The 14,667-nt window shown below is 40.9% G+C and carries 10 protein-coding genes; 6 read left to right on the top strand and 4 right to left on the bottom strand.

Going from position 1 to position 14,667, the window contains the following annotated elements; genetic code table 11:
- Positions 1–2: 2 nt before the first annotated feature.
- The 4 genes from PHAL_RS0100170 to ndk all read right to left on the bottom strand — a co-directional run bounded on the left by PHAL_RS0100170 (position 3) and on the right by ndk (position 4,692).
- Positions 3–896 carry a RodZ domain-containing protein gene (locus tag PHAL_RS0100170; RefSeq protein ID WP_016706369.1) on the bottom strand — a complete coding sequence of 298 codons (894 nt, stop codon included), beginning with the start codon at positions 894–896 and terminating at the stop codon, positions 3–5.
- A complete protein-coding gene (gene pilW / locus PHAL_RS0100165; RefSeq protein WP_016706368.1) occupies positions 893–2,842 on the bottom strand; it encodes a type IV pilus biogenesis/stability protein PilW in 1,950 nt (649 codons plus the stop codon). Before pilW ends, PHAL_RS0100170 begins: the two co-directional genes overlap by 4 nt.
- Before the next feature lie 110 nt (positions 2,843–2,952).
- On the bottom strand, positions 2,953–4,086 hold the full coding sequence (locus tag PHAL_RS0100160) for a bifunctional tRNA (adenosine(37)-C2)-methyltransferase TrmG/ribosomal RNA large subunit methyltransferase RlmN (RefSeq protein ID WP_016706367.1): 1,134 nt from the start codon (positions 4,084–4,086) through the stop codon (positions 2,953–2,955).
- A gap of 174 nt (positions 4,087–4,260) precedes the next feature.
- The gene (gene ndk, locus PHAL_RS0100155; RefSeq protein WP_008111339.1) at positions 4,261–4,692 is read right to left on the bottom strand and encodes a nucleoside-diphosphate kinase; all 432 of its coding nucleotides are present in this window, start codon (positions 4,690–4,692) and stop codon (positions 4,261–4,263) included.
- A 221-nt stretch (positions 4,693–4,913) separates the two neighbouring features.
- Between ndk and PHAL_RS0100150 the strand changes: the two genes are divergently transcribed.
- The 6 genes from PHAL_RS0100150 to PHAL_RS0100120 all read left to right on the top strand — a co-directional run bounded on the left by PHAL_RS0100150 (position 4,914) and on the right by PHAL_RS0100120 (position 14,657).
- Positions 4,914–5,525, top strand: coding sequence for a hypothetical protein (locus PHAL_RS0100150; protein WP_016706366.1), 612 nt, complete (start codon positions 4,914–4,916; stop codon positions 5,523–5,525).
- Between the two features lie 166 nt (positions 5,526–5,691).
- The gene (locus PHAL_RS0100145) at positions 5,692–7,008 is read left to right on the top strand and encodes a methyl-accepting chemotaxis protein (RefSeq protein ID WP_016706365.1); all 1,317 of its coding nucleotides are present in this window, start codon (positions 5,692–5,694) and stop codon (positions 7,006–7,008) included.
- Positions 7,009–7,135: 127 nt separating this feature from the next.
- Positions 7,136–8,518 (top strand): prephenate-dependent tRNA uridine(34) hydroxylase TrhP, encoded by a 1,383-nt coding sequence (gene trhP, locus PHAL_RS0100140; protein WP_016706364.1) that lies wholly within the window; start codon positions 7,136–7,138, stop codon positions 8,516–8,518.
- 663 nt (positions 8,519–9,181) lie between these two features.
- Positions 9,182–10,060, top strand: coding sequence for an NAD(P)-dependent oxidoreductase (locus tag PHAL_RS0100130; protein ID WP_016706362.1), 879 nt, complete (start codon positions 9,182–9,184; stop codon positions 10,058–10,060).
- A 120-nt stretch (positions 10,061–10,180) separates the two neighbouring features.
- On the top strand, positions 10,181–12,439 hold the full coding sequence (locus tag PHAL_RS0100125) for a polysaccharide lyase 6 family protein (protein ID WP_016706361.1): 2,259 nt from the start codon (positions 10,181–10,183) through the stop codon (positions 12,437–12,439).
- Between the two features lie 55 nt (positions 12,440–12,494).
- Positions 12,495–14,657, top strand: coding sequence for a heparinase II/III domain-containing protein (locus PHAL_RS0100120; RefSeq protein ID WP_374954825.1), 2,163 nt, complete (start codon positions 12,495–12,497; stop codon positions 14,655–14,657).
- The last annotated feature ends 10 nt before the right edge of the window (positions 14,658–14,667 follow it).

Here is a 14,667-nt window from a genome sequence, read left to right as displayed (position 1 = left end):
GACTACTCTGCTAACGGTAAATTAAATTTTGCTAAACGGTTTTTTGGGAAATTTGAAATATCAATTTTCTCCCCATCAAGCGTGATATCAACAACTTGATGCTTTCCTAACACAACAGAAAAAGGAAGGTGCCCTGAAACGGTCATCTCATAGCCTGCTTTTTTGACGCCAAACGCGACTTTATCGCCTTTACCATCGTGGATCTCAACCCAGCTTTCTTCATTAAAATGCATAACAATAGTACCGAGTCCATCGCTGTGTGGCTGCTGGCTTGTCGCCTCACTCGCGATTACTTCTGACTCTGTAGTATCAGCGTGAATTGCTTGTTGCTCATCGAGCTGTTCGTCTGTTGCTGTCGAAAAATCATCTTCAGCCTCATCAGGACCTGCTTGCTCCAGTTGCGCTAAGGGCGCAGTGACCGGCTTTTGCTGAGGTAAATCAGCACTGCTTTCAGGTACGTTGTTTAAAGCGGGCGTGATAACTTGTTTGTCTATAGGAGCTGAGTTTTGCCACCACCATAATGCTGACGAACCAATAACAATCGCTAAAATAGCGTAACTCACTAGCATCAGGCGATTATCATGAGCTTCTTTTTCCGTTCGCTTAGAGAAGCTTTGCATTTTGGTTTTTTTTAAGGTTTCCTGTGGCTCAGGAAATAAGGCGAGAATGGTCGCCGTATCCAAATTAAACTCACGACAATAACTTTTAGCATACCCTTTAACAAAAGTTGCAGGGCCAATTAAATGGTGTTCGTCGTTTTCTAGACGTTGTAATTGCAACACCGATAATTTTAAATTCTTCGCCAGTTCTTCAAGACTGACATTCGCTTGCTCTCGGCTACTTTTTAAAGTTTGGCCGAGGCTTAACGTTGTTGATTCTGTATTTTCATCATTCATAAAGCGTATGATTCAGGGTCCACTAGTAACAGTCTATGCCCAGGTTTAAGTGCAACATCTGGGCTTAATTTATTCCATCGCATTAACTGATCAATTAACAAGCGACGCTTGGTGGCAATACTATATAAAGTGTCGCCAGGGGTAATCTCGTAATATATATTAGGGTCATTGAGGTAAACCTTTGTCCCATTGACCAACCGATCAGATTCTTTCAGCGCGTTCCATTGCAGTAACTTTTGTAGTTTAACATTGTATCGCACTGAAATGCTAAATAGGTTTTCGCCATCTTGTAAAACATGGTAAGGGGTTGTTAATTGCGGGATCTGCGGGTTCAATAGCGGTGCCTGGCTATTGTACTGCGGATCTTGAAAACGAACTGCAGGTTGGCTGCTATAACTTGGTTCAGCAAAGACAGCTTCGTTCTTTTGTGCTTGATAAAAAACAACTTTTTCATTATCGGCTAATTCATTTTTTAATTGCGCAGGTTTAGTCGCTGAGCTTTGCGCTTGTTTAGTGCTCGTGTGTTGTTGCGCTGGGGCGCTAAATGAGACAATCGTTACCCCATCCTGAGGCTGCGACTTATTTGTTACTTGTTTAGTTGCTGTAGGTGTTGTGTTGTTTGCTGAACTTGCCGGCACCTTAGCTAAATGCACTGTAGGGACGGCCAGCGTTTTTTCAACGTCAAGGTCTGAACGTGCCGTTGCTGTGTGTTGCGTTGATGCTGATTGAATTGTGAGTGCAGACATAACAGCAGCGGGATCATGACTGCTTGCGCTGTCATGCTGTTGTTTTATCGGCGCTTCACTTTGCGTTAACGCTGTTGTGTGTGGTTGTGCGCTATTTAAGGCCGCTAGAATAGCCCCCGTATCGGCAAGCGCTTGTGTATTAACTGCAGGCGTCGTGGGCTGTTCTGTCATTGCGCTTGCATCACTTGCAGTAATAGTTTCCTCAGTGGAAACGTTACTTAGTTCATCGCTGCTTGTCGGTTCTGTAACCGGTGTCGTAGTCATGGTTTGGGTTAGCTGCGCCGGCGCGCTAGTTGCGGGCGCTTTTTTCTTTTTTATAATGCGTATTTTGGGGGCTGAGACCACCTCACCCGCTGGGCTACTTGCTTGTAATGCATCTAATTTGGCTTGGCGATATTGTGAGCGCAGTATTTCAAACTCACTTCGTTTGGTCTGTTGCTCACGAATAAGGCCCGCTTCACTGGACGTCGGGTAGGTTTGTAATAAAGTGGCAGCAGTTGTCTCGGCTTTTTCAATGTGCCCCATACGTTGTTCAACTAAATAGCTCAGCAGTAATGAACGAGAGGAGACTTGACCACTATTTTCATAACGCTGCAGTACTTCTTTTGCTTTATGTAAGTCACTTTTTGCGTAATACAAAGCGGCTAAGCTGATCAGTGATGAAGCACGCATTGAGCTGTGATTAATTGCTGACTTAAAATATTTTTCTGCATTATCAAAATCATCAAACTCAATGGCGCACAATGCTAAGTTTTCATAACTTTCGGCAACACGAATGTAACTTGGGATCTCAATGGCTTTTAATAGTTGCTCTGTGGCGCGGTCGTACTCACCAATACCGCATAGAAATACCCCGTAGTTATTGCGTGTGTTTGGATCGTTGGGATCAATTCTAATCGCTGTGAGATAGGCTTTGTCTGCTAGTGCGTTCTCACCGACCTGTTGATAATAATAGGCAAAAGAGTAGTGGACTTCAGGAAGATCAGGAGAAAATGCGGCGGCTCGTTCGAGGTTATACTTTGCTTGCGAGCTGTTCCCTGTATTTAAATACTCTAGTGCTAAGGCAATACGGGTGCGTGCTGCACCGGTATTATTGATTTTATTTTCAACAACGGGTTTGTCATTGCCATCATAACTATTTTCAGTTACACATCCTGTTAAAGCTAATGCACTGATAGTTATAGCAAGTAAAGATCGCATTACTTCGTCTCTTTATTATTGTCCATGGCGCTATATTACCGAAAAGCCCTTATGTTGCATCATTTATTTAAAAATAAACATACACTAAGGGCTTATGGCGGGTTAAAGAGTTAGGCTTGATGAATATTTACAGCAATCGCATTCTCATCACGCATTTTCTTTTTCGCTAAACGCTTAGTACGGTCAACAACGTCACCGACTAGCTGGCCACAAGCGGCATCGATATCATCTCCACGCGTACGGCGTACAATACAGGTAATCCCGGCGGCTTGTAATACCTTAGAAAAACGGTCAATACGACTGTTGCTCGAACGTGTGTATTCATTACCAGGGAACGGGTTAAATGGAATAAGGTTCACTTTTGATGGGGTGCCTTTTAACGTTTTAACAAGTTCATGGGCCTGATCTGTACTGTCGTTAATGCCGTTAAGCATCACGTATTCAATGGTCACGTCTTTATTTGCTTTTGAACCATCAATATAACGACGGCACGCTGCCAAAAATTCTTCAATTGGGTATTTCTTATTAATTGGCACTAGTACATCACGCAGTTCATTATTTGGTGCATGTAGAGAGATAGCCAATGCCACATCGATTTTTTCTTTTAATAAATCAAGTGCAGGCACTACACCTGACGTACTTAAGGTAACGCGGCGTTTTGATAAGCCAAAACCCCAATCATCCATCATTAATTCCATTGCCGGCACAACATTTTTAAGGTTCAGCAAAGGCTCGCCCATGCCCATCATTACCACATTGGTTACTGGGCGTTTTTCACTGTTGCCATCAAGGCCAATGTCTTTTGCTACACGCCACACTTGACCAATAATTTCAGATACTTTTAAGTTACGGTTAAAGCCTTGTTGTGCGGTTGAACAAAACGTACATTCAAGTGCGCAGCCAACTTGTGAAGAAACACATAAGGTAGCCCGTTCTTTTTCAGGGATCCAAACAGCTTCTACTTCTTGTCCGCCTTCAAGGATCAATGCGTATTTAATTGTGCCGTCACTGGCTTGTTGGCGTACGGTGATCTCAGGTGCAACAATCTCACACTCAGCTTTGAGTTTTTCTTTCAGCTTTTTGTTAACATTGCTCATTTCGTCAAAGTTATCAACGCCAAAATGATAAATCCATTTCATCACCTGATCGCCACGAAATGGCTTTTCACCGAACGATACAAACAACTCGCGCATTGCATCTCGGTTTAAATCTAATAAATTAATCTTTTTTTGCTCAGTGGTCATGAAACAACCTTAATCAGTGACGGTGGTGATAAAAATTTACGGAGGCGAATTGTACACAATTCAACCAAAATAGTCATTAGCTAAACAGTTGTTTAATTACTTAGCTAATGACTAAAAAAGGGCCCGAAAGCCCTTTTCTTACTTTGCATCACAGGGTTAGCTGTGAAACTCGAATTAACGAGTACGTGGGCAAAGCTCTTCGTCAGCGAAGAAATACGCGATTTCGCGAGCAGCAGATTCAACAGCGTCAGAACCGTGAACAGCGTTTTCGTCGATGCTATCAGCGTAGTCTGCACGTAAAGTACCTGCTAGTGCTTCAGCTGGGTTAGTAGCGCCCATGATTTCACGGTTCTTAAGAACAGCGTTTTCGCCTTCAAGAACGGTAACCATTACTGGGCCAGACGTCATGAAAGAAACTAAAGCACCAAAGAAAGGACGCTCGCTGTGCTCAGCGTAGAAACCTTCAGCTTTCTCTTGTGAAAGGTGAACCATTTTAGCTGCAACGATTTTAAGACCCGCAGTTTCGAAACGGTTGTAGATAGCGCCAATGTGGTTTTTAGCAACTGCATCAGGTTTTACGATTGAAAAAGTACGCTCTAAAGCCATCTTTATGCTCCAATAATTTTTAAATAAAAGGTTGAATATTAACGGGCGCGAATTATACGTGTTTTAAACAAAAAAGCCTAATTTTATTAGAAAGCACTTTGATGGCAATTTTATGAATTGCTAAATATAGTATTTATAAGGTAGCTTCTTACTTGGCGAGAATAAATTGTGTGGTTTATTTAATGCAACTTTAATGAAATAAAAATTATAAGGAAATATAAATGAACAAAAGTATAACTATTGGTTTATTAGTCGGTCTATTATCGGCATGCGGTTCTGGCTCTGAGAAAGACTCAGAACTGCCGTGTCCACCGACACCGATTGCTATAGATGTAAATACTGTTGATCTGTCAATTAATGATGGTGCCTATCAAGCAAACAGTTTAATTGTATTTAACGAGCTTACCTTTGATTTTGAAACAAATGGTGTGCCTGTTTACGCTAAAGGCAACGAATACGATCCGCAGCAAAAATATCGAACTGATTGTGTCACAGCGCCTGTGATAATCGGCACAAACAATTCTTTGACGCAATTCAATATATACTCAACCGCCGATTTTAATTCAGCACTCACTGCTGGAACGAGCTTAAATCAGGTATTCACAGTGGCAAGTATTGATACCGGAGACCTCCAAAGCTATTATCAAGATGGTGATGCCCCTACGCTTGCTCAGTTACAAGATTCATTGCCGTTTGATGCACCTCGATACTTTACTTTAAAACTCAATCAGGCACCGGAATTTGAAAGTAGCCATATATTTTATATAGAGATAGGCATTGATGAGCAGCAAATTTTGCTTGAAACGACGGAACTATTAATCGCTGAAAACTAAAGGTGTTGGGATAGGACAAAATAAGCCGTCATTATTTTTTGGTTTAATCATTGATCACCTAAAATGTGTATCAAACTGAACAACTTCGTCTACACTAACGTATGCTAATAAGTTTCCGCGTGGCTTTTTTGGCTCAAGTGATCAATGTTTTTATCAGGAAGTGAGTATGTTTTTTAATAAATCTTTAAGCCCTCAAATAACTGAATTAAAAAGTAAGCTTTTTAGGCTTACTCAGGTTAAAAAAAGTTTAGATGAAGAGATGCTCGTGTTAACGATAGATAAGACGGGTCGAATAATTACGCAAAATGATAATTTTAAACATGAGCTAGGGTATGCCCAATCGCAACTTATTGGTAAAAGTTTGCTGAGTTTTGTGCCGGATAATGCGAAACAGACAGCGCACTTTATTGGTTTGAAAAATGCGCTGGAACAACATGAACATTGGGTTGGAGCATTGCAATTTCTACATGCCAATGGTGAACAAGCATGGCTAAGGAGTATTCTTCAACCAATAGTCGATGAACAAGGCAATCTGGTTGAATTTACACTGCACTCTAGCGCATTAACCCGCACTATTGAAACCTCTCGCGAGCATCAAGATTTAATCAAGGCGTTACACCGAGCCATGGCAGTTATTGAGTTTGATACCAATGGCATTGTATTGACTGCAAACGAAAATTTTTTAGCGGGAATGGGTTATTCGCTCAAAGAGATTGTCGGTCAGCATCACCGAATATTTTGTGAGCCTGAGGAGGCAAATTCGCAGGAGTATGAAGCTTTTTGGCAGCAGCTTAAAAAAGGAAAGTATGTTGCTGACAGGTTTAAGCGTTTAAACCGCCATGGGCAGACTATATGGCTTGAAGCATCTTATAACCCGATTTTTAATGAGCAAAACGAACTCTATAAAGTGGTGAAATTTGCGACGGTGATCACTGAGCAGGTTGAACGTGAGCTAGCAATTTCAAAAGCGGCTGATATTGCATACAGTACCTCTACTGAAACGGATCATCTTGCAGACCAAGGGGCAGCGGTGATCCAACAAACAGTGCAAGTGATGAATGAATTAGCGGTGCAGATGTCGCAAGCGGGAGATGAAATAGCAGCACTGGATAAACAGTCGCAATTAATTGCCAGCATAGTACAAAGTATTAGTAGCATTGCCGATCAAACTAATTTGCTGGCCCTCAATGCTGCGATAGAAGCTGCACGTGCAGGTGAACAAGGCCGCGGTTTTGCTGTAGTAGCTGATGAAGTTCGTCAATTAGCATCAAGAACCAGTAAAGCCACCGAAGAAATTGTAGAGGTGGTGCAACAAAACCGTACACTCACCCAATCCACTGTAAAAGCAATTGAACAAGGTAAGAACAAAGCGCGAGAAGGACTCGAGTTGTCGACAGAGTCTGGAGCTGTGATGACGAGTATTAAAAAAGGCGCACAACAAGTGGTTGATGCAGTGAGTCAATTTGCCAATCAATTAAAGTGAGTTTTATGATTTCGATCAAAACATCGTTATTTAACTAACCCTATACTGCCGCGCTTTATTACTTAACCTGATCAGGTTACTTATTTCATGCAACTGGCCTGATCCCAGTTCGATGTATGGAGCGCGCATGTCGTCAATGATCTCCCCTTTTACGCCCGAATTACTTTCACCTGCGGGCAGTTTAAAAAACATGCGTTACGCATTTGCCTATGGTGCAGACGCTGTCTATGCGGGACAGCCTCGCTATAGTTTGCGAGTGAGAAACAATGAGTTTGACCTTGATACACTTAAAATAGGTATTAACGAAGCGCATGCACAGGGTAAAAAGTTTTATGTGGTATCAAATATTGCGCCGCATAACGCCAAAGTTAACTCGTATTTACGTGATATTGAACCTGTTATAGCCATGAAACCGGACGCGTTGATCATGTCAGACCCTGGTTTGATTATGTTAGTGCGCGAAAAATGGCCTAATATGCCTATTCATCTTTCAGTACAAGCAAATGCTGTAAACTATGCAACTGTGAATTTTTGGGCTAAACAGGGAATTGAGCGGGTGATTTTGTCTCGTGAATTATCACTGGAAGAAATTGCACAAATTCGTCAACTGTGTCCCAACACTGAGCTTGAAGTGTTTGTCCATGGCGCATTATGTATGGCGTATTCTGGGCGCTGTTTACTCTCCGGTTATATTAATAAACGCGATCCAAATCAAGGCACCTGCACCAACGCGTGCCGCTGGAACTATGATGTAAAAACAGGCGTTGAGAGTGAAACAGGCGAAATGGTGCATAAGTTTGATCCTAAAAAAGTGATCCCAACTCTTGGCGAAGGCGCACCGAGCGACGATATTGTGATGCTTGAAGAGCAAGGTCGCCCCGGTGAATACATGCCTGCGTTTGAAGACGAGCATGGCACTTACATCATGAATTCAAAAGACTTACGCGCTGTGCAATACGTAGAGCAATTAACAAAAATGGGCGTCCACAGCTTAAAAATAGAAGGCCGTACTAAATCTTTTTACTACGTAGCGCGTACTGCACAGGTTTACCGCAAAGCAATTGACGACGCCGTAGCGGGTCGCCCATTTGATGCAAACTTATTTAAAACATTAGAAAACTTAGCGCACCGTGGGTATACCGAAGGATTTTTAAAACGCCACGCCCATCAAGAGTATCAAAACTATGAATACGGCCATTCAGTATCAGACAAACAACAGTTTGTTGGCGAAGTTATAGAGCGAAATGCAAATGGCTTAGTAGAAATCGAGGTAAAAAATAAATTTTGCGTAGGCCACTCACTAGAGCTGATGACGCCACAAGGTAATATTAGCTTTGTACTTGAATTGATGGAAAACAAAAAAGGCGAAGCAATTACAGATGCCAAAGGCTCTGGCCATATTGTAAAAATCCCATTACCTGACACTATCCATCTAGAGCACGCAATATTGATGCGTAATCTTGATGAAAATCAAAACACACGTGAACCTTTCAAACAAACTGTGGTTTGAACACCATCTTACGTAAGCATTAGTTGTCTAAATAGCCGCTTATATTCAGCGTTTGTTGTTCTTTTGGGATGAAATTAACCTGAAAGAACAACTGACTCTTGGTTATTAGTGGCTCACACCAGCAGCAATGGTGCTGACTAGTTCATTCACACCTTAACTTTTCCACGTAAAATCCTCGCTTTCTGCATTTCAGATCACGTTATGGTTCATAGCGTAACTCTAAATTGGTAATAAGTGTAAGTGTTATTACCTGTTTTTATTTTTGTTGTTACCAATTGTTTTTCCGTGTTTGCTAATTGGCTTTATCACAAGTTTTTATTTTGTTTTTTATTTTAATCAGTATGTTATGGGCTGTTTATGTTGCCTTTAGCTTCCATTCCCCCTCTTTTAAGCATGAAGCTATATTAAATTGGTTACTTTGTTTTTACCCGGTAATAATTGTTTTTTTACAAATTGGTTGACAATTGGTTCGCTAAATAATACTGTTTTTACAAGCTGATTGGTAAAGTCTGTTTGAAAGAGTGTTTTACCTAACAGTAAAAATTCAGAGTTGCGCCGTATTGAGGGGCAACTTATTAGAGGTTTAATAAAGCGAAGCTGTGTCACTGTCACTAAGCTGATTAATAGCGCGGGAATAAGCGCTCAATAATTTAGGAGTTATTCATGTCTAAACCAACTATCGGTTTCATCGGGCTAGGCCTTATGGGCGGCAATATGGTCGAAAATTTACAAAATAGAGGCTATGAGCTGGTTGTAATGGATCTTAATAAAGATGCTGTTGCTAAATGTGTTGAGCGTGGTGCTAAAACAGTCACAACTGCTAAAGAACTCGCTGCATCTACAGACATTGTTATGCTTTGTTTAACAACGTCAGCAATTGTTGAGAAAGTTGTTTATGCAGACGATGGTTTGCTTGCTGGTTTTAAAGCAGGCTCTGTACTCATTGATTTTGGTACATCAATTCCTGCTTCTACCAAGAAAATTGGTGCAGATCTAGCGGCAAAAGGTGTTGGTATGATCGATGCGCCATTGGGTCGTACTCCAGCGCATGCTAAAGATGGCTTGCTAAATATTATGGCTGCGGGTGATCTAGAAACCTTTAATAAAGTGAAGCCTGTGTTAGACGATCAAGGCGAAAATGTGTTTCATTTAGGTGAGCTGGGTGCTGGTCACACAACGAAACTAATCAACAACTTTATGGGTATGACAACTGTGTGCGCTATGTCGCAAGCCTTTGCTGTGGCAGATCGTGCCGGCGTTGATCGTCAGCAGTTATTCGACATCATGTCTACTGGTCCTTCTAACTCACCGTTTATGCATTTCTGTAAAAACTACGCTGTAGATAATGTCAGTGATTTAGGTTTTTCAATTGCTAATGCAAATAAAGATCTTGGTTATTTCCTACAAATGGTTGCTGACCTTGGTACAGAGTCGAAAATTGCTGAAGGTTCATCAGCTAACCTACAAGCTGCATTTGATGCGGGTATGGGTCAAGGTAATGTTCCAGAAATATTTGATTACTTTAAAAAACTAAACAAGTAATTCTTGTAAATTTTAGACGCTAGACACGCTGTTTAGCGTCTAAACACACACATTATAAAAGTTGGTATAGCAGAATCTCTCACTGTGGGTATCTGTTTGATCCAGTAAAAAGAGTTAACTATGCGATTGATAAATTTAACTATAATAAAGCTTAGTCTAATCATCCTAGGTTGTATTTCAACAGCGACAATAGCCAAAGACTACTTTGTTGACAGTAAACAAGCTTACATTGACATTGCCAGTAATTTAAAAGCTGGTGATAAAGTTATTCTGAAAAATGGTACTTGGACCGATTTTGAAATTTTATTGCAAGGCCAAGGTACAGAAAAATCTCCTATACAATTAATTGCAGAAACGAAAGGTAAAGTTATTTTATCTGGGCAGTCTAATTTACGTCTTGCTGGACACTATCTTCATGCGAGCGGTTTGGTATTTAAAAACGGCTATACGCCAACTTCAGCAGTGATTGAGTTTCGTCGTAATAAGAGTGAACTTGCTTATCACTCACGTGTTTCTGAAATAGTTATTGATAATTACAACAATCCTGACAAGCGTGAATCTGATTACTGGGTTGCTTTATATGGCCAACATAACCGTTTTGATCATAACCATTTAGTGGGCAAGCGTAACAAAGGTGTTACGGTAGCCGTGCGCTTAAATAGTGAGCAGAGTCAGCAGAATTATCATCAGATCGATCACAACTACTTTGGTTACAGACCAACTTTTGGCTCTAATGGCGGTGAAACATTACGTATTGGTACAAGTCATTACTCATTAACGGACTCTCATACTTTGGTTGAAAATAATTATTTTGAGCAAACCAATGGTGAAGTCGAAATTATTTCAATTAAATCTGGTAAAAACATCATTCGAAATAATGTGTTTTTTGAAGCGCGTGGCACACTTACCATGCGCCATGGCAACGGTAATTTAATTGAAGAAAACGTATTTTTTGGTAACGGTGTGGAACATACCGGTGGTATTCGTGTTATCAATAAAGATCAAATTATTCGCAATAACTACCTTGAAGGGTTAACAGGCTTTCGTTTTGGCAGTGGTTTTACTGTGATGAATGGTGTGCCTAACTCGTCAATTAACCGTTACCATCAAGTAGAAAACGCACAAATAGAAAATAATACCTTTGTTAACGTGCGTCATATTCAGTTAGCGGCAGGTAGCGATGCTGAGCGCAGCGCTGTGCCAATTAACAGCGTAATGAAAAACAACTTAATTATTAATGAAAACAACCAGCAGCCTTTTACTGTTTTTGACGATGTAAGTGGGATCAAATTCTCTGGTAATGTTGCCAATACTAAGGTGTTGAGCAATGTTAATTATGGCGTTAAGCAACAAGCAGTAGCATTAAAGCGTAACGATGCAGGATTACTGTTACCGACCTCAAATAAAGTAAAAGCGGGCGCAAAAACTGATCTAACGGTTATTAGCAAGGCTGAAACAGGTGTTACTTGGTATCCAAAAGTTCCTGCGATTATTGCTTTTGATTCTGGCAAAACTCATACGGTTAAGGGGTCTGCACAGGCTTTATTAAGCGCTATTGAAAATGCAGCGTCAGGGGATGTGTTAGAACTTGCCGCTGGCCAGTACGATGTGTCTAAACTGGTCATTATCGATAAAGTCCTCACTATCAAAGCAGGCCAACACGCTAAGGTAACACTTACTTTTCAACGCTCCTCACTATTTGAAATTCATGATGGCGGAAGCTTAAAGCTTGATGGGTTATCAATCTCTGGAGAAAGCAGCCCTGATTCTGCTGGCAACAGCGTTGTTAGAACGAAGAAGTGGGGAATGGTTAATAACTATCGTTTAGTAATGATGAATAGTCAGCTCGTTGATTTAGACATTAATCACACCTTTGATTTTTTTACCACGGGTAAAGGTGCACTCGCGGATGAAATAACGCTCATCAATAATAAGTTTAATAAAGTCTCTGGCGACATTTTACGACTTGATAGCGAGATTGAAGATCTAGGGATCTACAATGCTGATTACGTTACGTTTACAGATAATAGCTTCAGTAATGTAAGTGGCAGCTTAATCAAACTTTATCGCGGTGGTACAGACGAGAGTACGTTTGGTCCGCATCTTACGATGACAAATAATACCTTGGCTAATGTAGGGCTTGGAAAACGTAATAAAAGTAATGCTAGTGTTTATCTACATGGTGTGCAAGTTACTAACATAGATAGCAATACGTTTGTTAAATCAGCACCTATTGTGATTGAGCATACGGTGGGTGAGCCAAACACTCTGATCGTTAATAATACCTTCGATAGCACAGAAGAGCCAAGTGTTACTGAGCTTAGAGTTGCAGGGCCGCACACGGCCACGTTAAAAAACAATAAAGTAATTAAGAATTAGTGGAGTGTTGTTGATGTCATTCTCAAGCCTACAAACAAAATTAAAAGCAGGTGTAATGTCAATTGCGCTTGCTGTCACAACGTTTAGTTCTTTAGCTGCGCATCCAAATTTAGTGATCACTGAAGATGATGTTGTCAAAATGCGTGGCGCACTTGATAACAAGGGTTTTTTTAGTGAACGCTATCTCAGTTTAAAAGCGCAAGTTGATCAAGAAATAGCCTTTCCTATCGTTGTCCCTGTGCCAAAAGATGGTGGCGGCGGTTACACTCACGAACGTCATAAGAAAAATTACCAATTGATGTATCGTGCGGGGATCATTTATCAACTTAGCCAAGAACAAAAATACGCTGATTATGTTCGCGATATGTTACTTGAATATGCCACGCTTTACCCAAGTTTAGATGTTCACCCTAAACGTAAAGTAAAATCTCAAAACCCAGGTAAGTTATTTTGGCAAAGCTTGAATGAGGCAATGTGGTTGGTATACACCATTCAAGCGTATGATCTGATCCATGATGCATTGACAGATCAGCAAAGTGCTACCATTGAGAAGCAGCTACTTCGTCCAGTCGCTTTATTCTTATCGGAAGGGCAGCCAACAACCTTCAATAAAGTACATAACCATGGTACGTGGGCTACGGCTGGCGTGGGCATGGCAGGTTACGTTATGAATGAACCTGAGTGGGTTGAAAAAGCGTTATATGATTTAGATAAGTCAGGTGAAGGTGGTTTCTTAAAGCAACTGGATATGTTGTTTTCACCACAAGGTTATTATAACGAAGGCCCATATTATCAACGTTTTGCGTTGCTGCCATTTGTAACTTTTGCACAAGCAATTGCACACAATGAGCCAGAACGAAAAATTGCAGAACACCGTGACGGTGTATTGCTAAAAGCAATTGATACAACCATTCAACTTAGCTACAACGGTTTATTCTTCCCAATTAATGATGCTATTAAGAGTAAAGGCATTGATACCATTGAGCTTGTTCATGGTGTTACGGTTGCGTATAGCTTAACGAATGACACAGGCTACTTAGATATTGCCAAACAACAAGGGCAAATTATTTTATCGGGTGATGGGCTAAAAGTAGCTCAGGCGCTAGATAAAGGCTTAGCAACACCTTACACGTTTAAGTCAGTGGCATTTGGTGACGGTAGTGATGGTAAAGAAGGCGCATTAGTTATTATGCGTAGCCAACTTGATGGTGACCAAGCACTGTTATTTAAGCCTGCAGCACAAGGTTTAGGGCATGGCCATTTCGATAAATTAACATGGCAATTTTATGATAAAGGCGAAGAGATTGTCTCTGACTACGGTGCTGCACGGTTTTTAAATGTTGAAGCTAAGTTCGGTGGTCGCTATCTGCCAGAGAATAATAGCTACGCTAAGCAAACAGTTGCTCATAATACTGTGGTGGTTGATGAAACAAGTCACTTCAATGGTGACGTAGAAGTGGGCAATAAAAATGCGCCAACACTTAATTTCTTTGAAACATCTGAGTACGGCACAGTATCAAGTGGTGAAATTAGCACCGTGTATAAAGGTGTTGAACTTGAACGTACATTAGCGCTAGTGAATCTAAAAGAGTTGAACAGTACTGTCGCTCTGGATTTATTTAGCGTGGCTGCTGATAAATCACATCAACTTGATTTACCGCTACACTATAAAGGGCAGCTTATTGATACCAATTTTAAGCTAAAAGCCAACACTAAACAGTTATCGGCGCTGGGTGACAAAAATGGTTACCAGCACCTTTGGTTAAAAGCCACAGCAAAACCAGAGCAAGGGCTTGCTCGCGTGTCTTGGCTTAACGACAACGGCCGTTTTTACACTTTAACCAGCTTAGTTAAAGGTGATGAAGCCTTCTTATTCACGCAACTAGGTGCCGACGATCCTAACTTTAATTTGCGTAATGAGCATGGTTTTATCCGTCGCGTAACAGATAAAAAGCAGCATCAGTTTATTTCTGTACTTGAACCGCATGGTGAATATAACCCAAGTAAGGAATATACCCTAGTGGCCGAAAGTAGAGTGACAAACTTAATACACTCACAGCAAGGTGAGCTGGTATTTGTTGAGCTGGAAATTGCCGACAAGCACTATTTGATCGCTATTAACAAGGCTGAGCTTGCAAGTAAGAAATCATTTAAATATCAAAATAAATCATATTCATTAAACGGCCGTTTAGGCGTTTATTTGATTAACAACATTTAGGAGTAGTTGC

Origin of the sequence: Pseudoalteromonas haloplanktis ATCC 14393 (assembly GCF_000238355.1) — a bacterium.
Classification (GTDB): domain Bacteria; phylum Pseudomonadota; class Gammaproteobacteria; order Enterobacterales; family Alteromonadaceae; genus Pseudoalteromonas; species Pseudoalteromonas haloplanktis.
Note: the sequence above shows the minus strand (reverse complement) of the source record. Positions and strands in the feature narration are given on the sequence as shown.

Bases quoted from the DNA above. Each gene is read 5' to 3' on its own strand.
- PHAL_RS0100170 (WP_016706369.1), bottom strand. From the start codon at position 896: ATGAATGATGAAAATACAGAATCAACAACGTTAAGCCTCGGCCAAACT.
- ndk (WP_008111339.1), bottom strand. From the start codon at position 4,692: ATGGCTTTAGAGCGTACTTTTTCAATCGTAAAACCTGATGCAGTTGCT.
- PHAL_RS0100150 (WP_016706366.1), top strand. From the start codon at position 4,914: ATGAACAAAAGTATAACTATTGGTTTATTAGTCGGTCTATTATCGGCA.
- PHAL_RS0100120 (WP_374954825.1), top strand. From the start codon at position 12,495: ATGTCAATTGCGCTTGCTGTCACAACGTTTAGTTCTTTAGCTGCGCAT.
- PHAL_RS0100160 (WP_016706367.1), bottom strand. From the start codon at position 4,086: ATGACCACTGAGCAAAAAAAGATTAATTTATTAGATTTAAACCGAGAT.
- trhP (WP_016706364.1), top strand. From the start codon at position 7,136: ATGTCGTCAATGATCTCCCCTTTTACGCCCGAATTACTTTCACCTGCG.
- pilW (WP_016706368.1), bottom strand. From the start codon at position 2,842: ATGCGATCTTTACTTGCTATAACTATCAGTGCATTAGCTTTAACAGGA.
- PHAL_RS0100125 (WP_016706361.1), top strand. From the start codon at position 10,181: ATGCGATTGATAAATTTAACTATAATAAAGCTTAGTCTAATCATCCTA.
- PHAL_RS0100145 (WP_016706365.1), top strand. From the start codon at position 5,692: ATGTTTTTTAATAAATCTTTAAGCCCTCAAATAACTGAATTAAAAAGT.
- PHAL_RS0100130 (WP_016706362.1), top strand. From the start codon at position 9,182: ATGTCTAAACCAACTATCGGTTTCATCGGGCTAGGCCTTATGGGCGGC.